Below are 22173 nucleotides of genomic sequence, written 5' to 3' on the forward strand. Positions count from 1 at the left end.
GTCGAGCAGACCCCGACCTGGGGCGACTGTGTTGAATGAGACGGGAGGCCAGTCGCCTCGCTTCCTTGAGACGACGACTGGGTTCGTTGATGTAGGTTCTCGCGACTTGCGGCAGAGAGCATCGCGCTGACCAGTTGTTCTCCGGACCGTCTCACGCGGCGGACGGGTGCTTTTGTCTCAGGATGGTGGCGCTTTCCTAGCCTGGGCAGAGGACGGCGATCCGCATGGCATGTCCGGGCAGATGGGCGACGTAAGTCCTTTCCCGGTCCAGTGGTTGCTCGCCTCCGGCTCGGTCGCCATGGCCGCTGCGGGCCCCGTCATCACCGCGCTCCTCGCCGACCTCACCGATAGCCGCGCCTGATCTCAAGCACCGCTCGGCTCCCCGGCGCTCCGGCCTCGCAACACCGGCGACGCCGCGGCAACAGCGCGTACGGGGTGCCGGGAGTTTGGATTCGGCGCCCCCGTTCCCGCACATGGCTGCGGGAACGGGCATGCCGCGTTCAGGCATGGGGCAGGAGCCCATCCACCCCGGCTTTCAGCCCCACTGCATCCGCCAGAGGCGGGTTCGCGCCGGGGACTGAGCAGGTCAGGGCGGCGACGCGAGTGGCGAAGGAGCAGGCGTCGGTCAGGTCTTCGAGGCTCAGTGCGTCGAGTCGGCCGCCGAGGTGGCCGAGGGCGGCGAGCCGGTGGAGCAGGCCCGCGGTGAAGGAGTCCCCGGCGCCGACGGTGTCGACGACGTCGATGGCCGGGGCCGCGACGGTGACGCGGAGACCGTCGAGGGAGGCGAGGGCGCCCCGTCCGCCCAAGGTGATGACGACGAGGCGCGCGCCGGCGGCGTGCCAGGTGTCGCACGCCTCCTCGGCGCCAGCACCGGGCAGGAGCAGCGCGAGGTCGTCCTCGCTGAGGCGAAGGATGTCGGCGAGGGCGCACCAGTGGGGGAGCCGTTCGCGGTAGGCGGCGGGGGGTACGAGCAGGGGGCGGACGTTGGGGTCGATGGACACGGTGACGTGCTCGCGTGCCTGGGCGAGGTGGTCCTCGATGCGGGTGCCGCCGGGTTGGCGTATGAGTGCCAGGGAGCCCGTGTGCAGGCAGGCCGCGTCGTCCTGCTGGGTGGCGGCGAGTTCGTCGGTGGTCCACTGCCAGTCGGCGGCGCTGTCGGCGTAGAAGGTGTAGGTGGCCTGGCCGGAGTCGTCGAGGTCGGCGACGGCGAGGGTGCTGGGCTCGGGAGCGGTCACGCTGCCGGTCAGATCGATGCCGGAGGCGCTGAGGCGGGCACGGAAGAGGGTGCCGAAGACGTCGTGGGAGAACCGGCCGAGGAAGCGGGTGGGGGTGCCGAGCCGGGCGAGAGCGACGGCGGTGTTGGCGGGGCCGCCACCGGGCAGGGCCCGCAGTGCGAGTTCATCGGAGCTGGACCGGGCGGGGTCGGTGAAGGCGTCGGCGACGCACTCGCCGAGGACGGTGACACTGACGGGGGCCTGGGGTCGGGCCATGGTGACTGTCTGCCTCTCTCAGGAAGAGCGCGGGTGGCGAAGGGCACCGGGACGGTGGCCTGATGCAGCCCATTGCGCAGGTATTGACATGCCGCTCAAGACGGACGTAACTTCCCTGCCACAAGGAAGTAACACGCGTTATTAAAGCGCGAAACTGGAGGCGGTGTCTCGTCTCCGGCTAGCCGAAAGGGACTGGAAGTGGCCACGAACAGGACGCATCGCGTGACCATGAGCGATGTGGCCCGCCATGCGGGTGTCTCGCGGACCACGGTCTCCTTCGTCCTGAACGACAAGCCCGGTGCCTCCATCCCTGACGAGACCCGTCGGCGGATCCTGGAGGCGATCGACGAGCTCGGCTACCGGCCCAACGCCGGGGCGCGGGCGCTGGCCGCGAACCGCAGCGGGTGGTTCGGGCTGATCACCGAGATCGTGACCGGCCCGTTCGCGGGGGAGGTGATCACGGGCGCGCAGAGCCGCGCCTGGGGTGACCGGAGGTTCCTGCTGATCGCCGCGAGCGAGGGCGATCCCGCCCAGGAGGCCGCCGCGCTCGACCAGATGCTGGAGCACCGGGTGGAAGGGCTGCTGTACGCCACGACCTGGCACCGCGCCGTCACGCTCCCCAAGGCCGCCCGGGAGGTGCCGACGGTGCTCGTCAACTGCTACGACGCGGACGGTGAGCTGCCGTGCATCCTGCCCGACGAGGTGTCGGGCGGATACAAGGCGACCCGCCGGCTCCTGGATGCCGGTCACACCCGCATCGGGTTCATCAACCTCGACCCGGCGATCCCGGCCGCCATCGGCAGGCGCGAAGGGTACGAACGTGCCCTGCGCGAGGCCGGGATCACCCCCGACACCTCCCTGGTCGTCCCCGGCTGGGCGACCGCCGACAGCGCCTATACCGCCGCCTGCGAACTGCTGGACCGCCCCGCCGGTGACCGGCCGACCGCGCTGTTCTGCGGAAACGACCGGATGGCGATGGGCGCGTACGACGCGATCAAGGAACGTGGACTGCGCATCCCGCACGACGTGGCCGTGGTGGGGTTCGACAACCAGGAACTCATCGCCGCCTATCTGCGGCCGAAGCTGACGACGCTCGCCCTGCCCTTCGAGGCCATGGGCACCAAGGGCATTGACATGCTCGCCGCTCTCGCAGCCGGGCAGCCGCTCGACACCCACCGGGTGACGATCGACTGCCCGCTGCTCGAACGCTCGTCGGTCTGACCGCTAATCAGCCCGCCGAGGAATCCCATCCCAGTCTTCGCCCTGTGTGTTGAAGAGAGGAAAAGAGTCTCCATTATGGCACCTTCCCGCATATCTTCACGGCGGCCCCGAGCCGTCCTGAGAGCGGTCACCGCGACCGCCGCCGCAGCCCTGGTCCTGTCCGCCTGTACGGGTGGCTCGGGCACTGCCGGCGCCGGTGACACCTCCGGCAACCAGCTGCTCACCATCCCGCGCGAGGATCTGGCGACGTTCACGCGCAACTTCAACCCGCTCTCCCCGCAGGCCGCCCCTATGACCCTGCAGGCGGTCTACGAGCCGCTGGCGGTGCACAGCATGGCGGATGCCAAGGACACGCCGTGGCTGGCCACCAAGTGGGAGCAGGCCAAGGATGGCAAGTCCCTCACCTTCACGTTGCGCGACGGCGTCAAGTGGTCGGACGGCCAGGCTCTCACCGCCGACGACGTCGTCTACACCTTCGAGCTCCAGAAGAAGGTGCTGGGCGGCTTCGACTACCTGGACAAGGTCACCGCGGTCGACGCCCACACGGTGAAGTTCTCCTTCAACAAGGCGTTCTCGACCGCCTTCTTCGAGATCAGCGGCCACTACATCCTGCCGAAGCACATCTGGTCCAAGGTGAAGGACCCGGCGAAGTTCACCAACCCGAACCCGGTCGGCACCGGCCCTTACACCAAGATCGAGAAGTTCCAGAGCCAGTCGTACGAGCTGCGCAAGAACCCCGACTACTGGCAGCCGGCGAAGCAGCAGATCGCCGGCATCCAGATGCTCGCCTTCTCCGGCAACGACAGCGCCAACATCGCCTTCACCAACGGCGAGGTGGACTGGACGCAGTCGTTCATCCCGGACATCGAGAAGTCCTTCGTCGCCAAGGACAAGAAGAACAACCACTACTGGTTCCCGGCCACCGGCGCCATGATCAACTGGCAGCTGAACACCACCAAGGCCCCCTTCGACGACCCGGCCGTGCGCAAGGCGCTCAGCATGGCGGTAGACCGCGACCAGATCACCAAGGTCGCGATGAACGGCTACGCCGAACCCGCCGACTGCACGGGCCTGGCCCGCACGTACGACAAGTGGCGTGACACGTCGCTGGCCGCCTCCTGCACCTGGACGAAGTACGACACCGACGCGGCGGCCAAGGCCCTGGATGCGGCCGGCTACAAGGAGAGCGGCGGCAAGCGCAAGCTGAAGAACGGCAAGAACTTCACCCTCGACATCTCCGTCGGCTCCGCCTCCTCCGACTGGATATCGGTCGCCAACATCATCAAGCAGAACCTCGCGAAGGTCGGCATCGCCGCCATCGTGAAGACGCCCGACTGGTCGGCGGTCTCGTCCTCGTACAACACCGGCACCTTCGACACCGGCATCGTGTGGAGCAACAACGGCGCCACGCCGTACGAGTACTTCCGCGGCGTGATGTCGACCAAGATGGTGCAGCCGGTCGGCAAGCAGGCCACGGAAAACTACCACCGCTTCGGCGACAAGAAGGCCGACAAGCTCATCGACGCCTTCGCCGCCGCCACGGACGAGAGTGCGCAGCGCGAGCAGATGAACGGTCTGCAGGCGCTGTACAACAAGGACGCGCCCGTCGTCCCGCTGTTCACCGGCCCCGAGTGGGGCGCGTACACGGACGCCCGCTTCACCGGCTGGCCCACCGAGAAGAACCCGTACGCCACCCTCGGCAACCGCAACGGCAGCACGATCCTCGTGCTCACCTCGCTGAAGCCCGTCAAGGGCTGACGCCGCCTGCGGACCGGCGGCCGCCCTCCTCCCCGGAAGGCCGCCCCCGCGCACCGAGCCACACGTTCACCCCCACTGACAGGGAGCACGACCCGTGCGTCTGATCCTGCGCAACCTGGGGTTCTATCTGCTCGCCTTCTGGGCCTCCATCACCCTGAACTTCGTTCTCCCGCGCTTCATGCCGGGCGACCCGGTCTCCCGGATGTTCGCGCAGGCCCAGGGCACGATGCAGCCCAACCAGATAGCCCAGTTGCGGAAACTTTTCGGCTTGGACGACCGCCCCCTCTGGGAGCAGTACGTCTCTTACGTCAAGAGCGTCTTCACCGGCGACCTCGGCATCTCCATCACCCGCTTCCCCACCCCGGTTTCCGACGTGATCGGCTCGCAGATCGGCTGGACCCTGCTGCTCGGTGGCGTCGCGCTCGTCATCGCCGCCGTGCTCGGCAACCTGCTCGGCATCGTCGCCGCCTGGCGACGCGGCGGCGTCCTCGACTCCGCCTTCCCGCCCCTGCTGATCTTTGTCGGCTCGTTCCCCTATTTCTGGCTGGCCATGGGCGCGCTGTACCTGTTCGGGGTGAGCCTGGGCTGGTTCCCGCTGCGGCACGCCTACGACGTCGGACTGACCCCCGGCTTCAACGGCGAATTCCTCTCCAACGTCGCCACCCACCTGGTGCTGCCCGCATTGACCATCGTGCTGGTCTCCATAGGCGGCTGGATGCTCGGCATGCGCAACACCATGATCGCCACGACGGCCGAGGACTACATCACCATGGCCGAGGCCAAGGGGCTCAGCCCCTCGCGGATCATGTTCCGTTACGCCGCCCGCAACGCCCTGCTCCCCTCCGTTACCAACTTCGGCATGGCACTCGGCTTCGTCGTCGGCGGCGCCCTGCTCACCGAGGTCGTGTTCGCCTACCCCGGCATCGGCTATCAGCTGCTGATGGCCGTCCAGGGCCTGGACTACCCGCTGATGCAGGGCATCTTCCTGACGATCACGGCGGCGGTACTGATTGCGAACTTCCTCGTCGACCTCGTCTACGTCCGCCTCGACCCGCGCGTCCGCGTCCGCTGAAGGGGGCTGCCGACATGACCGCCATCGAAATCGCAACGGCCACCACGCCGACAGTCCCCGCGCGCCCTTCCCGCCGGCGCGGACTGCTACGCCAGCTCACCGACAGCAAAAAGGCGATGACCGGGCTGATGCTGCTCGCTCTCTTCGCTCTCCTTGCTCTGCTCGCTCCCGTCCTCGTCCCGGGTGAACCGTCGCTCATCAACTCCACGGGCAGCCAGGTCCCTTCGGCCGCACACTGGCTCGGTACGACCGCCAAGGGACAGGACGTGCTCGCCCTCACCCTGTGGGGCGCGCGCAGCTCGCTCTTCGTCGGGTTCACCGTGGGGCTGGTGGCGACCGCGGTCGCCATCGTCGTCGGCCTCGCGGCCGCCTACTTCGGCCGCACCGTGGACGACGCGCTGACCCTGGTCACCAACATCTTCCTGCTGCTGCCCGGACTGCCGCTGCTCATCATCCTGGCCGCGTTCCTGCCGCCCGGGACCTCCACCGTGATCCTGGTCCTCGTCGTCACCGGCTGGGCGGGCTCGGCCCGGGTCCTGCGCGCGCAGGCCAAGTCGATCCGGGGCAAGGACTTCGTGGCCGCCGCGGTCGTCACCGGGGAGCGCCCGCTGCGGATCATGTTCCGCGAGATCCTGCCCAACATGGCGTCCGTGGTGATGACCACGCTGCTCGGCTGCGTGATCTTCGGCATCGGCGCCCAGGCCGGCCTGGAATTCCTCGGCCTCGGCGACAGCAGCGTCGTCAGCTGGGGTACCAACCTGTACTGGGCCAGCAACGACGGCGCGTTGATGACCGGCGCCTGGTGGGCCTTCGTCCCCTCCGGACTGTGCATCGCGCTCGTCGCGTTCGCGCTCGCGCTGGTCAACTATGCGGTCGACGAGATCACCAACCCGAGGCTGCGCAACCGCCGTGCCCGCCGCGAGAGGAGGGGCTGAGCCATGGAACCCGTACTTGAACTGAGCGGCCTGCGCGTCGAATACCGCGGCGACGGACGCACCGTGGTCGGCGCCGACGACGTCTCCTTCTCCATCGGCGCCGGAGAGATCTTCGGCCTCGCCGGAGAGTCCGGCTGCGGCAAGTCGACCATCGCCAACGCGGTCATGCGGCTGCTGAAACCCCCGGCGGAGATCACCGCGGGCAGCATCCGCTTCCAGGGGCGGGACGTCCTCGCCCTGGACGCACGTGAGCTGCGCGCCTTCCGATGGCGGGAGATCGCGATGGTCTTCCAGTCGGCGATGAACTCCCTCAACCCCGTTCTGACCATCGGCGAGCAGATCGTCGACATCTTCACCACCCACGAGAAGCTGAAGAAGCGAGTCGCGCGGGAGCGGGCGGGAGAGCTCCTGGAGCTGGTGGGCATCGACCCGGGGCGGCTGAAGGCGTACCCGCACCAGCTGTCCGGCGGTATGCGCCAGCGCGTGGTCATCGCCATGGCCGTCGCGCTCCGCCCCCGGCTGCTGATCATGGACGAGCCGACGACCGCGCTCGACGTGGTCGTGCAGCAGGAGATCATGGCGCAGATCCGCGACCTCCAGCGGGAGCTGGGCTTCTCCATCCTCTTCATCACTCACGACATGTCCCTGATGGTCGAGCTGTCGGACCGCATGGGCGTGATGTACGGCGGACGGATCGTGGAACTCGCCGCCGCCAAGGACCTGTTCGCGGGGCCCCTCCACCCGTACACCGAGGCGCTGATGAACGCCTTCCCGCCGCTTACCGGCCCGCGCCGCGAACTCACCGGCCTGTTCGACGCCCCGCGCACCGCCGACAGCTGTGGCTTCCACGTCCGCTGTCCCGAGGACCGCTCGGACTGCTCCACGACCATCCCCGACCTGCGCGAGGTCGCGCCCGGCCGCTGGGTGGCCCGCAGTGTGGCCCCCAGTCCGGAAGGAGCCTCCCGATGACCGAACCGACCGAACCCCTGCTCTCCGTACGCGGCCTGACCAAGGACTTCCAGGTCGGCACCGTCTTCTCCCGGCGCCGCGTCCGTGCCGTCAACGACGTCTCCTTCGATCTCCCGGCCGGCCGGATCACCGCCCTGGTCGGCGAGTCCGGCAGCGGCAAGTCCACCATCGCCCGCTGCCTCGCCCGCCTCGAACAGCCCTCGGCCGGACAGGTGCTGCTCGACGGCGAGGACGTCCTGCGCACCGAGCGGCGCCGGGTGTCACGGGCGTACCGCCGCAAGGTCCAGATGGTGTTCCAGGACCCCTTCGGCTCGCTCAACCCGGTCCACCGCATCGAGCACTTCCTCACCCGGGCCCTCGTCGTGCACGGCCGCCCCGCCACCCGCGAGGCGCTGTGCGAGCTGATGGCAACGGTCGGCCTGACAGAGGACATGCTCCAGTCCTACCCGCACGAACTCTCCGGCGGCCAGCGTCAGCGCGTCTCCATCGCCCGTGCGCTGGCAGTGGAGCCGCGCCTGATCCTGGCCGACGAACCGACGTCGATGCTGGACGTCTCCGTGCGCGTCGGCGTGCTCAACCTGATGCGGCGCCTGCGCGACGAGCGGAACATCGCCATGCTCTACATCACCCACGACCTGGGCTCCGCCCGCTACCTCGCGGACACCACGATGGTCATGTTCGCCGGCGAACTCGTTGAGGGCGGCGACGCACTGGCCGTCATGGACGCCCCCGCCCACCCCTACACCCGCCTACTGCTGTCCGCCGTACCCGACCCCGAACGGGCCGGCAGCTACGACCCCGTCGAGCGCGCCAGGCTCCGCGAGGCGATCCTCAACCCCACGTCCTGCCCCTACGGCGACGACGGCGCGTGCAGCCGCACCGACCCCGTCCGCCACATCGTCGGCGAGAACGACGGACAACCCCACTGGGTGCGCTGCCACCTGCGCGCACCCACCTCCGACATCGCCCGCCGCGTCCTCAAGGCCACCGACCGGCCGGACGGCGAGGCCACCGACGACACCGAGAAAGCGGAGACCACCGCCGCATGACCCACGACCTCACCCTCCCCTCCGGCACCCCCACCGCCGAGGGGCTGGCCGAACGCGCCCTGCGCGACCCCCACCGCCCCCGCTTCCACTTCACCTCGCCCGGCGGCTGGCTCAACGACCCCAACGGGCTGAGTCACTGGAACGGCGTCTACCACCTCTTCTACCAGTACAACCCGCTCGCCGCCGCCCACCACCGCATCCACTGGGGCCACGCCACCAGTATCGACCTCGTGCACTGGGCCGATGAGCCAGTCGCCCTGGTGCCAGGCTCGGACGGCCCGGACCGTGACGGCTGTTGGTCCGGTGTCCTGGTGGACGACGGGGGAGTGCCCACGCTCGTCTACTCCGGCAGACACGGCGAGCATGAACTCCCCTGTGTGGCCAGGGGATCGGCCGACCTGCGGTACTGGACCAAGGACCCGGCCAACCCGGTCATCACCGCCCCGCCCGAGGGCACCGACATCACGGCCTTCCGCGACCACTGCGTCTGGCAGGAGGGCCAGGTGTGGCGCCAGCTGGTGGGCTCGGGCATCCGGGGCGCCGGCGGAACGGCCTTCCTGTACGAATCCGACGACCTGCGCAGCTGGCGGTACGTCGGCCCGCTGCTGACGGGTGACGCCTCGCAGAACCGGGGCGAGCTCGACTGGACGGGCACGATGTGGGAGTGCGTCGACCTCTTCGGCATCGACGGCGCCGACGTCCTGGTCTTCTCCGCCTGGGATGAGGGCACCACCCACCACCCCCTGTACTGGACCGGCCGCTACCAGGGCGACACCTTCACCCCGACCGGCCTCCACCGGCTCGACTACGGCGGCCGCTACTTCTACGCCCCCCAGTCCACCGGCGACGAGCACGGCCGCCGCATCATGTTCGGCTGGCTCCAGGAGGGCCGGACGGACGAGGCGAACGCGCAGGCCGGCTGGTGCGGTGTGATGTCCCTGCCGAGGGTCGTCACGCTCGCCACGGACGGCGGCCTGCACCAGGCCCCGGTGCCGGAGCTGACCGAGCTGCGGCGGGAGCGCGTAGAGGTGGCTCCAGGCCGGCTGGCCGACCCGTACAGCCGGCTGCCCGCCGTGCGCGGGGAGCAGCTGGACATCGAGACGACCCTGCGCCTGGGCACCGGAGCGACCGCCCGGCTCGTGGTCCGAGAGACACCGGACGGCGCGGAACGCACGGTCGTGGAGGTGAGCCGGTCGCACGACGGAGCGGGCACGCTCCGACTGCACCGCGAGAGCAGCAGCCTCGACCCGACGGTCGACACCGAACCCCGGTACGGCGAACTGCCGTTGGACCCCGATGGGCGGGTCGACCTGCGCGTCCTCGTCGACCACTCCGCACTGGAGATCTTCGCCAACGGGCGTGCCCTGACCGCCCGCGTCTACCCCACCCGCCCGGACGAGGCCGTCGGCGTCGGTATCGGTGCCGACGGCGACGTGGCCCTGGAGCGGTTCGACGCCTGGCAAATGGCGTCGGCCTTCACCGACGGACCCCGGCCGCTGTGGCCGTGACCGTCTTACACACGACCACGGCCCGCGGGGTGGACGTCCCCCCGGGCCGTGGCCCCCTCCCTGTTCTCCCTCAGGAGCCGCCATGAGCGTGTCCCGCCGTACCCTCCTGCTCGCCGGAGGAACCGCCGCCACCCTGCTGCCTCTCGGAGGTATCCTCCCCGCAGCACAGGCCGCCGCCCCGAGCGCCGCCGGAGCGACCCCCGCCGCCACCCCGATTCCCGACCCCATCCCCGTCACCGGCACCTGGACCCGCACCTCCGACGGCGGCCAGAAGGCGACAGCCGGCCGTCGCGGGCCCGCCCTCGCCCTGTCCGAGCAGCAACTCGCGGCCAAGGGCACGTACGCGGCCCGCATAACGCCCCAATCCTCCTCCTCCGTAGGCGCGTTGGTGTTCCGGGCCGCCCTCGACGGCTCGACCGGATACGCGATCGCCCTCGACCCCGGCCGCTCCCGCATACGGCTCTACGACCTGGCCGGCGGCGACACACTCGCCACCGCTCCACTTCCAGGAGCGCGGACCGCAAGACCCCATGACCTCGAAGTGGCAGTCGACGGACCCGAGCTGACGGTACATGTCGACGGCAAGCGGCTCCTCCACACCGAGGACCACCGCCACGACACCGGCTCGGTGGGCCTGCTCGCGCAGGGCGGCAAGGTCACCTTCGGCCCGCCCTCCCTCTCCTCAGTCACCACCAACCTCACCGGCTGGACCACGAGCGGCGGCACTTGGACGGCGAGTCCGCTGGGCTGGCGCGGGGCCCCAACCCAGGGAGCCACCGCCCGCGCCATCACCACGACCCAGACGTACGACACCGCGCTCCAGGCCGACCTGCTCCTGCACGACGCCTCCGCCATCACCTCACTGCTGGTGCGCACCGACGCCACGGCCACGCACGGATACGGCGTCCAAGTCGACGCGGACCAGGGCAGGCTGAGGCTCTACCGCATCGACGGCAACGTCACCCTCGGCACCTACGCGACCACCATCAAGGCCGACACGGTCTACCGCCTGCGCATCGAAGCCGAACACGACGAACTGCGCGTGCACTGGCAGTCCAACTTCTTCTCTCCCGACGGCTACAGCCCCGTCATCACCGCCCAGGACTCCACCCACACGAAGGGCCGACTCGCCGTCACGGCATCGGCCGGAGCGGTGTCCTTCGAGAACATCGCCGCGGCCGACCTCGCCACCTGCCTCCAGGGCTGGACGGCCCGCTCCGGCACCTGGACCCCCGACCTGCGCGGCATCCGCGGCGAGAACGGCCTGCGCACGGCACCCTTCACCGACGGCGACCTGGTAGCGAGAGCCGACATCACACCCGGCGACCGCTCCTCCTCGGCCGGCCTCGTCCTGCGCGCGTCCGCGAACGGCTCCGGCGGCTACGAAGCCCGCCTGGAAGCCGGCCGCAACGCCGTCGTCCTGCTGGACCGTTCCTCCGGCGCCCGCCTCGCCTCCGCCTCCGGCCCGGTCCGGCGCATCACGGCCGGCGCCACCTACCGCGTCGAGGCCCGCGCGACGGGCAGAACCATCGAGGTGTACGTGGACGGCGTACGGGCGCTCAAGACCCGCGTGTCCCGCACCAAGGGTGCCACCTTCGGCACCGCGGCCGCGCACGGGACGTCGTACTTCCAGAACGTCGAGGTGCGCGGCACCGCCGACCACTTCACCGAGCCGTACCGCCCCACGTACCACTACTCCCAGCTCACCGGCTCCACCAGCGACCCCTGCGGCCTGCTGCACCACGACGGCGAGTACCACCTCTTCCACCAGGACGAGGGCCGCTGGGCGCACGCGGTCAGCACCGACCTCGTCCACTGGCGTCCCCTGCCGATCGCTCTGCCCTGGAACGCCTACGGCCACTGCTGGACCGGCTGCGCGGTCGTGGACGCCGACGACACCTCCGGTCTCTTCGACGGCGGCTCGGGCCTGATCGCCTATTACACGAGCCACCACCCGGACAAGCCGGGCGGGAACGCCAGCGTGCGCATCGCGTACAGCAAGGACAACGGCCGCTCCTGGCAGCTGCACGGCGGCTCGACCCCGGCCGTGCAGAACCCGGGCGGCCCCGACGCCGACTGGACCTTCCGCGACCCGAAGGTCATCCGCGACGAGGCTCACGACCAGTGGCTGATGGTCGTCTCCGGCGGCGACCACATCCGCTTCTTCACCTCCACCGACCTCCTCACCTGGACCCAGGTCAGCTCCTTCGGCTACGGCGACTGGGCCACGCCCGGCGTCTGGGAGTGCCCCGACTTCTTCCCGCTGCCGGTCGACGGCGACAAGGACAAGGTGAAGTGGGTCCTCACCCTGAGCACCGGTGCCGTACGCGCCACGAACGGCTCGGCCGCCCAGTACTTCACGGGTGACTGGAACGGCACCGGCTTCACTCCCGACCAGAAGGCCGGCACGGTCCTGCGCGCCGACTCCGGCCGTGACTACTACGCCGCCATGTCCTTCTACGGCCTGCCCGACGACCGCCGCGTCTGGCTCGGCTGGATGAGCAACTGGGACTACCCCTTCAGCGCCCCGACCGGCGGCTGGAACGGCCAGCTGAGCACCCCCCGCGAACTGACACTCACGAACACCGCCGACGGCGTACGCCTGGTGCAGCGCCCGGTCCGCGAGCTGACCGCCCTGCGCTCCTCTGCCACGACCCGCAAGAACCTCTCCGTCGGCCCCGACTCGGCGAATCCGCTCACACGTGTCACGGGTATCGCCTACGAGATCGAGGCCGAGATCACCCTTGGCACCGCCACGGAGGTCGGCTTCCGGCTCCGGACCGACGACGACCAGCACACGACGGTCGGATACCACGCGGAGGCGCAGGAGCTGTTCGTGGACCGCTCGGCATCGGGCCTGAGTGACTTCACGCAGTACTTCACGGGCCGCACGGTCGCGCCGATGAAGACGACCGACGGCCGCGTGACCCTGCGCGTGTACGTTGACTCGTCCTCGGTCGAGGCATTCGGCGGGGACGGACAGGCCGCCGTGACCAGCCTGATCTTCCCCGGCCCGGACGCCGACGGCATGGCCTTCTACGCCAAGGGCGGCACCGCACACATCGAGTCGCTCAAGGTGCACAGGCTGGACAGCACCTTCCGCCTGGTGGACCGTGTGAAGCCGCTGGTGGCCGCCCCGACCGGCGGTGAATTCCGCTCGGACCTCGGCAACTTGACGATCACCCCCGCGGGCCGCTGGTCGACGGACAGCGCGGGCCGCGCCGGAAGCTTCGACAAGGACTCCAACGCGATCTCGTCCCACACGGCGACGGACTTGGACCTCACCACCCTGGTCCGGCTCGGCGGCCCCGACCCGGACACGGGCGGCGCCCTCTCCCTCCTCTGGCGCGCCTCCTCCGACGGCACCGATGCCTACTGCCTCAACATCGACCCCGACCTACGCGTGATCCGCCTGGTCGCCAAGGCCAACGGCTTCTTCGACGACGGCGCCGCCCTCGCCCGCGTCCCGGCCCTGCTCCGCCGCGGCACGACCTACCCCGTCCGCATCCTCACCGAGGGCGACCGCATCCAGGTGTTCCTCAACGGCGAGCGGAGCATCGACGTGACGGACACGACGTACACGAGCGGACACATCGGCCTCAACGTGTTCGGAGGGAGGGCGGCCTACCAGGACACGTACGTGAAGCAGCTGTAACCACGGACCCGGCCGACCTACGGCAATGCCCGCGAGGCTCCACCCCCCGAGTAGCGGGGCGGAGCCTCTGCGCGCTGGAAGGACAATCCGCTGTGAGTGGGTTCGGAACCCCTTCCCGAATTGGCGAGATCGGCCCTCGGCGACGCCCCGCGGAAGGGCCCACTTGTCTCCGCTCCCGGAAAGCTCACCTCCTTCGCTGGCGGCCCTGCTGAGACCCGGCAGGGCGGAGCTCGGTGCCGTTCTTCAGCAGTGCGAGGCGGACGGTGGCGAGGCTGGCCTCCTCTCGATCGGCGATGGCTTGCAGCGATAGGCGGTCGTGTTCGTACCAGATGCGCCACTGCCCGACGCGGGTGGCGGTGTGCTGGGTGCGCCGAAACCGTGGTGGGCTCCAGTCGACGGGGTGCTTCGACAGCAGGTAGGTGACGTGGGCGGTGGTGGTGTTCAAGGTGTGCGCGAGCTGGGCGATGGAGAAGTCGCCGCCGGGAACGGCCTGGTGGAGCTGGGCGACGCTGATGCTGTCCGTGTCGGGCCCGGGGAGCACGAGGTCATGCAGTGCGCGGGCGGGGAGCCGCGGTGCCCATTGGACGGGCTCGTCGATGGTGTGCTCCTCGAGGAGGTTCTGTGCGGTGCGGTGGAGCAGTTTGGCCTCGGGGGGCAGGATCCGCCAGCGAAAGCGCTGGTATTGCTGGCGTTGAACGGGGGTGGCGGGGGCGATGTCCGGGTGGGCGAGGTGCGCGGATGATCCGGTCAGGGTGTGGAATAGCCAGCGTTGTGCGTGTACGGCGTCGAGGCTGGGGTTGGATCGCAGCCGCCGCTGCAGATCCAGCCAGGTCTGCACGTCGATGAAGGGGGAGCGCGCGGCGAACAGCGCACGACGACGTGCATAGTCGATCGGGGCGCCGTGCACATCGAGGTGGTCGGCGAGCAGGATCAATGTGTGCAGGACATCGGCGCCGTCCTGGTGGCGGGTGAGGCCGGCGAGGAACGTGGACACGTTGTGGCTACTGACGGTGGTGCCGGTCAGGTGGACCGCGGCGCGGATCGAGGTGGTGTTGCCAGCCAACAGGCCGGCGAAGGTGAGGAGTTCGTCGATGCGTTGAGCAACGGGTTTGCCGCTGGGGTGACTTGGGGAAAGCCGCAAGGTCCACTCGGGCCATAGGGCGGTCGGTAGCGCGCAGCCGTACCCGTAGCGTCCCGGAACTGATCCGGCACCGCACGGGAGCCGGCAGGGTGACGGCTTCACCGTCCAGGCGCGGCCCTGGCTGGCGACGAGTCGCGCAGCAGGTTCCAGACAGAACGGGCAATGCGGGAGCGCGCGAGCCTCGAAGATCATGGCCGAACGTCGTGCTGTACCGGGCAGGTCCACAGATTGTCCGACTCGCCGGGCGGCCGTGCGGCTTTTCGCTGTTCGCCGGTGGCCGGCCGATCCGGCTCCGGTGATCAGTGCTGGGGGTGCGGACGGTGGAACAGGGGGCGCCGCTGGGCGGCGGGGGCCGGAGCAAGACGGCCCATTTTGACGCGCATCATGACGGCGCGGACCACCTCGGTCAGGCCCAGGACTATGGCCATGATGCCCACTACCAGGGTGAGTGCCGCGATCGAGGCGAACGGCGAGACGATCAGCACGATGCCCGCCAGAGCGCTGATGATCCCGAAAGCCACATGCCAGCCTCGGGCCGGCATGTCCTGGGCTGAGACAGCCGCGGCCGTCTCCATGGTGCCGCGCAGCAGCCAGCTGAAGCCGATCCACAGGGCGAGCAGCAGGATCGACTCCAGGGCGCCTCGGAAGCAGATCAACCCCAGCAGGATGGAGAGCGAGCCTGTGAGGAAATGCATCAGCCGAAGATGCCGGGGCACGTGGGTGCCGAAGGCGCCGGCCAGCTCGAAGACGCCGGTTGTCAGCAGATAGACGCCGAAGAGGTCGAGGTCGACTATCTCTCTGACTAGCGTACGAAAATCTGTGTCGGCTGGAGTAGACATTGGGTGGTGGTGTGGTTATGGTTTCTCTCGTAGCCCAGAGAGACCGCGGAGCCTGGCAGACACGAACTGCCGGGCGGCAGTACACGCAGTTGCAGTTTGCAGGACGGTGCGGTGGTGGAGTTTCGAAGCCAGGGTTGTTGCAGGACGGCGACGGGACTGACGATCGGACCGGGTGGCCCGCAGTGATCAGGGGCCGCCGTGAGCAGTACCAGTTCACGCAGTACCCGTAAGCGCAGTTCGCAGTACCCGGCAGTGAAGTCAGTGAGCAGCACCTCGGTGAAGGCGTCGGCTGCGGGCGCGCGCACCGGGAGGTTCGGCAGTGGGGTTCTAAGCCAGAGCAGACGCAGGACGGGCGACGGGGCTGGCTGCCGAAGAGTGGCGCTGAGAGCAGTACCAGCGGTAGGTAAGTGATTGATCCCAGAGGGAAGAAACGGAGGAGTCGAGCGCCATCAGGATCGCCCGGGTGGAAGTCTTGAGCCCGGGTACCGCAGGACATCGATAGTGAGGTGGTCTCCGGTCAAGCAACCGCGATCCCCGCACTCCCGACAACTTCCAGGTCGGGTCAGCGGACACAGAAGGCCGACGCAGTATCAGGGTCGGCAGATGGTGTAGCAATTCCTTCGGGGCCCGGGTGCCATACGGCATCCGGGCCCCTCCACGCGTTCGACAGAGAGGTGCAATGACAGCAGACGACTCGTTCGGCCGTCTCGACGACGACGACTACCCTGCCTACACCATGGGCCGGGCCGCCGAAATGCTCGGCACCACACAGAGCTTCCTCCGCGCCATCGGTGAAGCCCGCCTCATCACCCCGCTGCGTTCCGAGGGCGGCCATCGCCGCTACTCCCGTTACCAGCTGCGCATCGCTGCCCGCGCCCGGGAGCTCGTCGACCAGGGCACCCCCATCGAGGCCGCCTGTCGCATCGTGATCCTGGAAGACCAGCTCGAAGAAGCCCAGCGCATCAACGCCAAATACCGCCACGCCGCCGAATCTGAGAACCCGACGACCGAGGGCTGAGGTGGTGCGTGTCCGCCGGTACCGCACACGCCTGTCGGGAGTGTGGCGCGTCATGTTGTGACAGGCCGTGCGGACGCGTGGCTTCTGTGCCAACTGCCTTGACAGGAAGTTCCCTTCGCTCACACCTTCGTCGTGGGCGTTCTGCTGTGGCGGAGGGGCCAGGGTGGCCGCCTTCGTCTGCCGCATGTCGTAGGACGCATTCATCGACAGGAGGGCGTGAGGCAAGGGCCGCGGGAACTGTGAAGTGGTTTAACGCGCAGAGGGGCTGCGGCTTCATCGCCCGGACAGCGGCGGCTCGGACGTGTTCGCCCACCGTAGGGCGATCAGCCCGCGGGCTTACGTGAGTTCCAGGAAGGCCAGGCCGTGACGTTCGACGTCACCCAGGGCCAGAAGAGGCCCCGGGCCGAGACATCGCCCCCTTCAGTCTCAGTCGACGGTGGTGGGATCTGGGGCACTGGTGAGAGCGCTGCGCGGCGCTGATCTGCGTCGGGACCGGCGTACGGGCTGATGGGGGTGATGTTGCAGGGCGGTGCCACCCGCAATAATTGTGCCTTCCGAGCCGTAAACAGCGACCGCCCTTTCTGGAAAGCTGCATTTTGGGTGGGCCAATATCTATGACCGCGAGACGAGAGTTTTATGCGCCGCGCGGACAGTGTGTTTGCTGCAACGAACAGAGCGGAATTATTAACCGTACACAGGTCACTACCGCATGCTACTGTCGCTCCTAGTTGCAGTCGTGGTTCCCAAAAACTTCAACGCTTCCGCCGGGCTTTTCGGCCGCGGGAAGCGTTTTGTATTTCCGGTCATTTTCCGGGCGGGGCATCATCGCGGCGACCCGGTATCCGTGGATTGCGGGTCTCGGCGTACTGCCCCACAAGGAGATATGACATGGCGTCTGGCACAGTGAAGTGGTTCAACGCGGCCAAGGGTTTCGGCTTCATCGAGCAGGACGGTGGCGGCGCTGACGTGTTCGCCCACTTCTCGAACATCGCGGCTGAGGGCTTCCGTGAGCTGCTCGAAGGTCAGAAGGTCACCTTCGACATCGCGCCGGGCCAGAAGGGCCCGACGGCCGAGAACATCGTTCCCGCCTGACGCTGACGCGCACTCCGTAGCTGGGGCCCGCATCCCTCGGGGTGCGGGCCGGGCCCCACCTACGGTCATTCCCTGGGGTTTCCCCTGTGCCGCAACGACACCTACGGACATTTTTCCAAGAACGCGGGCCTCTTTAAAGATGCGCCCGTAGCCGTCCGGGATTTAACGTCCGCATGACGTTACCCGTTTCATTGCCTGCATTTGCGCCGGAGTCACCGCAGGCCAGATCTGCTTTCGCATTTCGTTCGGCCCGTTCTTGTGATTCCCCGCGCTGTTCCTCTGCTGCGAGAATTCCTTGATACGTGCCGTATCAAGGAAGGTTCTGAATGAACCCCTCACGTACGAACAACCGCTCCTCCCGCACCCGCAGCCGGACCGGCGGTCCCGCTGTTGGCTCCGGCGCCGGTTCGCCCCGGGGCAGCCGCTTCGGCTCGCCCGCCCCTCGCCGTTCCGGAGGGCCGAGCCGCATGGGCGGCCAGGGTCGGCGGCCCGCGGCGGCCCAGGGCGAGTTCGCCCTGCCCGAGACGATCACCCCAGCGCTGCCCGCCGTCGAGGCGTTCGCCGACCTCGACATGCCCGAGCGGCTGCTGGCCTCGCTCACCGCACAAGGCATGCGCATCCCGTTCCCGATCCAGGGCGCGACCCTGCCCAACACCCTCGCGGGCCGCGACGTCCTCGGTCGCGGGCGCACCGGCTCAGGCAAGACCCTCGCCTTCGGCCTGGCCCTGCTGGCCCGCACCGCCGGACAGCGCGCCGAGCCCTGCCAGCCGCTGGCCCTGATCCTCGTACCGACGCGTGAGCTGGCACAACAGGTGACCGACGCCCTCACCCCCTACGCCCGCTCGGTGAGGCTGCGCCTGGCCACCGTCGTCGGCGGAATGCCGATCGGCAGGCAGGTCAACGCACTGCGCGGTGGCGCCGAAGTCGTCGTCGCGACGCCGGGCCGCCTGAAGGACCTCATCGACCGGGGTGACTGCCGGCTGAACCAGGTCGCGATCACCGTCCTCGACGAGGCCGACCAGATGGCCGACATGGGCTTCATGCCCCAGGTCACCGCACTCCTGGACCAGGTCCGCCCCGAGGGCCAGCGCATGTTGTTCTCCGCCACCCTCGACCGCAACGTCGACCTCCTGGTCCGCCGCTACCTCACCGACCCGGTGGTCCACTCCGTCGACCCGTCCGCAGGCGCGGTCACCACGATGGAGCACCACGTCCTGCACGTCCACGGCGCCGACAAGCACCGGACGACGACGGAGATCGCGGCGCGCGAAGGCCGGGTGATCATGTTCCTGGACACCAAGCACGCCGTCGACCGGCTGACGCAGGACCTGCTGAACAGCGGGGTGCGGGCCGCCGCGCTGCACGGCGGGAAGTCGCAGCCGCAGCGGACCCGGACCCTGTCCCAGTTCAAGACCGGGCACGTCACCGTGCTCGTCGCGACGAACGTCGCGGCGCGCGGTATCCACGTCGACAACCTCGACCTCGTCGTCAACGTCGACCCGCCGACCGACCACAAGGACTACCTGCACCGCGGCGGCCGCACCGCGCGGGCCGGCGAGTCCGGCAGCGTCGTCACCCTGGTCACCCCCAACCAGCGCCGCGACATGACCCGCCTCATGGCAGCCGCCGGCATCGTGCCCCAGACCACCCAGGTCCGCTCCGGGGAAGAGGCACTCAGCCGTATTACCGGCGCCCAGCCCCCCTCCGGCATTCCCGTGACGATCACCGCGCCGGTGGCCGAGCGGCGTCCGCGCAGCCGCAGCGCGGCCTCCCGAGGCCGACGCAGCCCCGCTTCGGCGGCCCGGCGCGTGACCGTACGGCAGTCCTCCTTCGACGCGGCGGCCTAGAACGTTCGTGATCAGGGAACTGACCCACTTCTGCAGGAGGCACATTTTGACGCTGGTTCAGATGCAAGCCCGCCCGGCGGGCGCCACTCCCGTGCACAGGACGGTGGCCGACACCATGGACGCGGCCGGACCGCAGGTCTGTGACGACATGAGCGTCGAGGTGGCGCTGTCCGTCATGGCCGCCGCCCGCACGGGTCGACTGGTCGTCTGCGACCAGGACGGCCAGCGCACCGGCCTGGTCACCCAGACCGAACTGGCTGCCGTTTGTGACAGCTCCGCTTACACGGACCGTGTCCGCCTGCGCGACATCCTCGGCGACCACGGCGCGTTCACCTCACCCGTGACCACTGCGGCCGGAGCCGAGCACGCGATGCACTGCCTCCGGCTCGGTGCCCTGCCGGTGGTCGAGGAGCAAGGCAGCGCCCTGGGCATCCTCGCCTTCTCTCGCTGAAGCGCCTCACTCTGGTCGGACCGTTTTCCCCCTTCTCCCTGTGCGGCCACATGCGCTGCGTCATCGCCCGCTTCCCCTTCGAGCTCACCAAGAGCGGCGTGCTGGAATCGATGAAGGGCATCAAGCCCGAACCGGGCACCGGCGAATCCGTGACCATCGGCCGCCGCCGCTACCCCGGCAAGCAGGTCGGCCAGGTCGTCACCCGCCAGGACCGCCGTGACTTCAGCGCCGCCGAGGTCCTCCGGGCCATGACTCAGCTCGGCTTCACCTGCCGCACCCTCCCCGAGGCCGCACCCGTGCGCATCCTCAGCTCGCTCCAGCGAGCTTCCGCGATGCTCGGCACTCCCGTATCCGTCTGACCGACGGAACAGGCACGAGTCGACACCTGAACGGCAGTGGGCCCGACCGGCGCGCCGGTCGGGCCCACACTGCGTGCGACGGGTTCCCGCCGCACTGGTTGCTCAGTGGTCGGAATAGCTGAAGTCGCCCACGGTCCAGGCGCTGACGTCCTCGATCGCGACCCGGTACATCCCGCCCGTCTCCGGGATGCCCACCGTGCCCTGCAGGATCCGGGCGACATGGAAGTGCAGATGCGTGGGCGGCCCGTCCTTCTTCGTGGGGGCGTCGAAGATGGAGGAGAACTCTCCCAGGCGGTCGGAGTCCGTCAGCACCTCCGACACCCTCAGCCTCCACACGGCTTCGGGAGCCAGCCGACCGGTGATGACAGCACCACCGGTGACTACGGTCAGGGACATCTGATTGCTCTGCCCGGACTCCACCAGGGCAGCGACGTCAATGAGCAGCTCGTCAGGCTTCGACATGAGGCAGATTATATTCACCGGCCATCCGGCTGCTTGACCGGTGGCGCTACCAGGCAAGATGCGCGCTCACGGTTTTGCCGCCGGAGGCCCGGCGGGTGACCGCGGTGGCGCGGGCGAGTCGGTTGACCATGGGCCAGCCGAAGCCCCCGGTGCCGCCGTTCAGGTCAGGGGTGCGCATGCGCGGCGCATGCCGGCTGGGGTCGTGGACGGCCACCTCGATGGTGTCGGGGTGCGCAGTCAGTTCCAATGTGCAGGTGCCCCCGCCGTGGCGCAGGGCGTTGGTGACGAGCTCGGACACGACCAGGACCACGGTGTCCGCGGCGTCAGGGGCCACGGCCGGCTGCCGCAAGCCTTCGAGGAAGGCCCGAGCCGCGTCACGCGCGTCGGCAACGGCTCCCGTGGAACGGGCGGTTGTGGCATTGACGGTCATCATGTTCATCAGGGTCACCCTGGTCTGTGGATCGTCCATGCCCGGCCTTCGCTTACCCGACCCTTGTGCCCCGCCCCTCCACCCGCCAACCCGGCAGAGCCACAGTGCTTGCCGAAGGGGACTGAGGACCACAGTCGACGCGTGGCCGCACGCTGCCGTGCGCCCGTGTCACGATGCCGGCCCACGGCCTGCCCGAGTCGTGGGCTCGCGCCGATTCGAGCAGGCGGCCCATCCACGGCGATGCCACCGGCCGGGCGAGCACGAGAGTGACCGCGGGACGAGTAAACAGATCCTCGACAAGGCACTGACGCGGCAGCAGGAGCGCCAGGCTGCGGATCGCGGCGCCTGCACGCACGCTTCCACGAGCTGCTCGATCATCGGGCCGGGATCGTCGAGGGCGGCGCAGGTCCTTGTGCCACGCCCGTCAACGGCAGACCTGTGGGGTGATATAGCCGGAAACGTCCGTCCCCGGTCGGTGTGTCAGTCACGGCCCAGTGTTGGCCGGTGCCCGCCGACGGTAGCCGCGGCGCAGTCGGCGACGTCACGCTCAGCCCGACGTGCTGCACGGCTGTGCGTCACTCCGGGCGCCGGACTGAGCTTCGGAGCCGCTTGAACCATCCATAGACCGGTCGACGCAAATTACCTCATCTTCGAGTGCGCGGAAATCTATGCCCGCTGGAGTAGACATTGGGTGGTGGTGTGGCTATGGTTTCTCTCGTAGCCGAGATCAGCAAGGCCCGGCAGAGACGAACTGCCGGGCAGTAGTACACGCAGTTGCAGTGCGCAGGACGGTGCGGTGGTGGAGTTCCGAAGCCAGGGCTGTTGGTGACGGGGCTGACGGCCGGACCGGGTGGCCCGCAGTGATCAGGGGCCGCCG

At 69.0% G+C, this 22173-nt stretch carries 19 protein-coding genes and 1 pseudogene; 15 read left to right on the forward strand and 5 right to left on the reverse strand.

The window, feature by feature from the left end; genetic code table 11:
• Positions 1-229: 229 nt before the first annotated feature.
• Positions 230-361 carry a hypothetical protein gene (locus ACIA8E_RS38945; protein WP_267881619.1) on the forward strand — a complete coding sequence of 44 codons (132 nt, stop codon included), beginning with the start codon at positions 230-232 and terminating at the stop codon, positions 359-361.
• Between the two features lie 139 nt (positions 362-500).
• Here ACIA8E_RS38945 and ACIA8E_RS38950 read toward each other — a convergent pair whose 3' ends face one another.
• Positions 501-1490, reverse strand: coding sequence for a carbohydrate kinase (locus ACIA8E_RS38950; protein ID WP_399306143.1), 990 nt, complete (start codon positions 1488-1490; stop codon positions 501-503).
• 228 nt (positions 1491-1718) lie between these two features.
• Between ACIA8E_RS38950 and ACIA8E_RS38955 the strand changes: the two genes are divergently transcribed.
• The 8 genes from ACIA8E_RS38955 (at position 1719) to ACIA8E_RS38990 (ending at position 13657) form a co-directional block, all read left to right on the forward strand.
• The gene (locus ACIA8E_RS38955) at positions 1719-2711 is read left to right on the forward strand and encodes a LacI family DNA-binding transcriptional regulator (RefSeq protein WP_328891204.1); all 993 of its coding nucleotides are present in this window, start codon (positions 1719-1721) and stop codon (positions 2709-2711) included.
• A gap of 75 nt (positions 2712-2786) precedes the next feature.
• Positions 2787-4469: an ABC transporter substrate-binding protein gene (locus ACIA8E_RS38960; protein ID WP_399306146.1), complete on the forward strand. Its 1683-nt coding sequence runs from the start codon at positions 2787-2789 to the stop codon at positions 4467-4469.
• 94 nt (positions 4470-4563) lie between these two features.
• A complete protein-coding gene (locus tag ACIA8E_RS38965; protein WP_399306148.1) occupies positions 4564-5541 on the forward strand; it encodes an ABC transporter permease in 978 nt (325 codons plus the stop codon).
• Positions 5542-5555: 14 nt separating this feature from the next.
• Positions 5556-6476: an ABC transporter permease gene (locus tag ACIA8E_RS38970; protein ID WP_399306151.1), complete on the forward strand. Its 921-nt coding sequence runs from the start codon at positions 5556-5558 to the stop codon at positions 6474-6476.
• Between the two features lie 3 nt (positions 6477-6479).
• Positions 6480-7445, forward strand: a complete 966-nt coding sequence (locus ACIA8E_RS38975) for an ABC transporter ATP-binding protein (RefSeq protein WP_399306154.1) — start codon at positions 6480-6482, stop codon at positions 7443-7445.
• The gene (locus ACIA8E_RS38980; RefSeq protein ID WP_328886600.1) at positions 7442-8494 is read left to right on the forward strand and encodes an ATP-binding cassette domain-containing protein; all 1053 of its coding nucleotides are present in this window, start codon (positions 7442-7444) and stop codon (positions 8492-8494) included. Before ACIA8E_RS38975 ends, ACIA8E_RS38980 begins: the two co-directional genes overlap by 4 nt.
• Positions 8491-10002: a glycoside hydrolase family 32 protein gene (locus ACIA8E_RS38985; RefSeq protein ID WP_399306157.1), complete on the forward strand. Its 1512-nt coding sequence runs from the start codon at positions 8491-8493 to the stop codon at positions 10000-10002. The genes ACIA8E_RS38980 and ACIA8E_RS38985 overlap by 4 nt, the downstream gene beginning before the upstream one ends.
• An 82-nt stretch (positions 10003-10084) precedes the next feature.
• The gene (locus tag ACIA8E_RS38990) at positions 10085-13657 is read left to right on the forward strand and encodes a GH32 C-terminal domain-containing protein (RefSeq protein WP_399306160.1); all 3573 of its coding nucleotides are present in this window, start codon (positions 10085-10087) and stop codon (positions 13655-13657) included.
• Positions 13658-13841: 184 nt separating this feature from the next.
• Here the strand turns inward: ACIA8E_RS38990 and ACIA8E_RS38995 are convergent, their stop codons facing one another.
• Both ACIA8E_RS38995 and ACIA8E_RS39000 read right to left on the reverse strand, forming a co-directional pair.
• Positions 13842-14720: a hypothetical protein gene (locus ACIA8E_RS38995; protein ID WP_399306163.1), complete on the reverse strand. Its 879-nt coding sequence runs from the start codon at positions 14718-14720 to the stop codon at positions 13842-13844.
• 377 nt (positions 14721-15097) lie between these two features.
• Positions 15098-15637 (reverse strand): HdeD family acid-resistance protein, encoded by a 540-nt coding sequence (locus ACIA8E_RS39000; RefSeq protein WP_399306166.1) that lies wholly within the window; start codon positions 15635-15637, stop codon positions 15098-15100.
• 679 nt (positions 15638-16316) lie between these two features.
• Between ACIA8E_RS39000 and ACIA8E_RS39005 the strand changes: the two genes are divergently transcribed.
• The 6 genes and pseudogenes from ACIA8E_RS39005 (at position 16317) to ACIA8E_RS39030 (ending at position 20404) form a co-directional block, all read left to right on the forward strand.
• Positions 16317-16655 (forward strand): MerR family transcriptional regulator, encoded by a 339-nt coding sequence (locus tag ACIA8E_RS39005; RefSeq protein WP_329160235.1) that lies wholly within the window; start codon positions 16317-16319, stop codon positions 16653-16655.
• A 239-nt stretch (positions 16656-16894) separates the two neighbouring features.
• Positions 16895-17078, forward strand: a pseudogene (locus tag ACIA8E_RS39010) (cold-shock protein); the annotation flags it as partial.
• A gap of 465 nt (positions 17079-17543) precedes the next feature.
• Entirely contained in the window at positions 17544-17747 is a 204-nt protein-coding gene (locus ACIA8E_RS39015; RefSeq protein ID WP_030980875.1) for a cold-shock protein, read from the forward strand.
• A 326-nt stretch (positions 17748-18073) separates the two neighbouring features.
• The gene (locus tag ACIA8E_RS39020; protein ID WP_383105198.1) at positions 18074-19594 is read left to right on the forward strand and encodes a DEAD/DEAH box helicase; all 1521 of its coding nucleotides are present in this window, start codon (positions 18074-18076) and stop codon (positions 19592-19594) included.
• 46 nt (positions 19595-19640) lie between these two features.
• Complete coding sequence (locus ACIA8E_RS39025; RefSeq protein WP_399306172.1) at positions 19641-20045, forward strand: CBS domain-containing protein; 405 nt, start codon at positions 19641-19643, stop codon at positions 20043-20045.
• A 50-nt stretch (positions 20046-20095) separates the two neighbouring features.
• Positions 20096-20404, forward strand: coding sequence for an SCO5918 family protein (locus tag ACIA8E_RS39030; RefSeq protein WP_399306174.1), 309 nt, complete (start codon positions 20096-20098; stop codon positions 20402-20404).
• Positions 20405-20506: 102 nt separating this feature from the next.
• Here ACIA8E_RS39030 and ACIA8E_RS39035 read toward each other — a convergent pair whose 3' ends face one another.
• Positions 20507-20866, reverse strand: coding sequence for a hypothetical protein (locus ACIA8E_RS39035; RefSeq protein WP_266980624.1), 360 nt, complete (start codon positions 20864-20866; stop codon positions 20507-20509).
• Between the two features lie 46 nt (positions 20867-20912).
• On the reverse strand, positions 20913-21305 hold the full coding sequence (locus ACIA8E_RS39040; RefSeq protein ID WP_326793372.1) for an ATP-binding protein: 393 nt from the start codon (positions 21303-21305) through the stop codon (positions 20913-20915).
• Between the last annotated feature and the right edge of the window lie 868 nt (positions 21306-22173).

Source organism: Streptomyces sp. NPDC051664, from assembly GCF_044453545.1.
Classification (GTDB): domain Bacteria; phylum Actinomycetota; class Actinomycetes; order Streptomycetales; family Streptomycetaceae; genus Streptomyces.

Excerpts from the sequence above, each read along its gene's own strand:
- ACIA8E_RS38985 (WP_399306157.1), top strand. The coding sequence starts at position 8,491 with ATGACCCACGACCTCACCCTCCCCTCCGGCACCCCCACCGCCGAGGGG.
- ACIA8E_RS38960 (WP_399306146.1), top strand. The coding sequence starts at position 2,787 with ATGGCACCTTCCCGCATATCTTCACGGCGGCCCCGAGCCGTCCTGAGA.
- ACIA8E_RS38975 (WP_399306154.1), top strand. The coding sequence starts at position 6,480 with ATGGAACCCGTACTTGAACTGAGCGGCCTGCGCGTCGAATACCGCGGC.
- ACIA8E_RS38945 (WP_267881619.1), top strand. The coding sequence starts at position 230 with ATGTCCGGGCAGATGGGCGACGTAAGTCCTTTCCCGGTCCAGTGGTTG.
- ACIA8E_RS39020 (WP_383105198.1), top strand. The coding sequence starts at position 18,074 with ATGAACCCCTCACGTACGAACAACCGCTCCTCCCGCACCCGCAGCCGG.
- ACIA8E_RS39030 (WP_399306174.1), top strand. The coding sequence starts at position 20,096 with ATGCGCTGCGTCATCGCCCGCTTCCCCTTCGAGCTCACCAAGAGCGGC.
- ACIA8E_RS38950 (WP_399306143.1), bottom strand. The coding sequence starts at position 1,490 with ATGGCCCGACCCCAGGCCCCCGTCAGTGTCACCGTCCTCGGCGAGTGC.
- ACIA8E_RS39035 (WP_266980624.1), bottom strand. The coding sequence starts at position 20,866 with ATGTCGAAGCCTGACGAGCTGCTCATTGACGTCGCTGCCCTGGTGGAG.
- ACIA8E_RS38970 (WP_399306151.1), top strand. The coding sequence starts at position 5,556 with ATGACCGCCATCGAAATCGCAACGGCCACCACGCCGACAGTCCCCGCG.
- ACIA8E_RS38955 (WP_328891204.1), top strand. The coding sequence starts at position 1,719 with ATGAGCGATGTGGCCCGCCATGCGGGTGTCTCGCGGACCACGGTCTCC.
- ACIA8E_RS38990 (WP_399306160.1), top strand. The coding sequence starts at position 10,085 with ATGAGCGTGTCCCGCCGTACCCTCCTGCTCGCCGGAGGAACCGCCGCC.
- ACIA8E_RS39015 (WP_030980875.1), top strand. The coding sequence starts at position 17,544 with ATGGCGTCTGGCACAGTGAAGTGGTTCAACGCGGCCAAGGGTTTCGGC.
- ACIA8E_RS39040 (WP_326793372.1), bottom strand. The coding sequence starts at position 21,305 with ATGAACATGATGACCGTCAATGCCACAACCGCCCGTTCCACGGGAGCC.
- ACIA8E_RS39005 (WP_329160235.1), top strand. The coding sequence starts at position 16,317 with ATGACAGCAGACGACTCGTTCGGCCGTCTCGACGACGACGACTACCCT.
- ACIA8E_RS39000 (WP_399306166.1), bottom strand. The coding sequence starts at position 15,637 with ATGTCTACTCCAGCCGACACAGATTTTCGTACGCTAGTCAGAGAGATA.
- ACIA8E_RS38980 (WP_328886600.1), top strand. The coding sequence starts at position 7,442 with ATGACCGAACCGACCGAACCCCTGCTCTCCGTACGCGGCCTGACCAAG.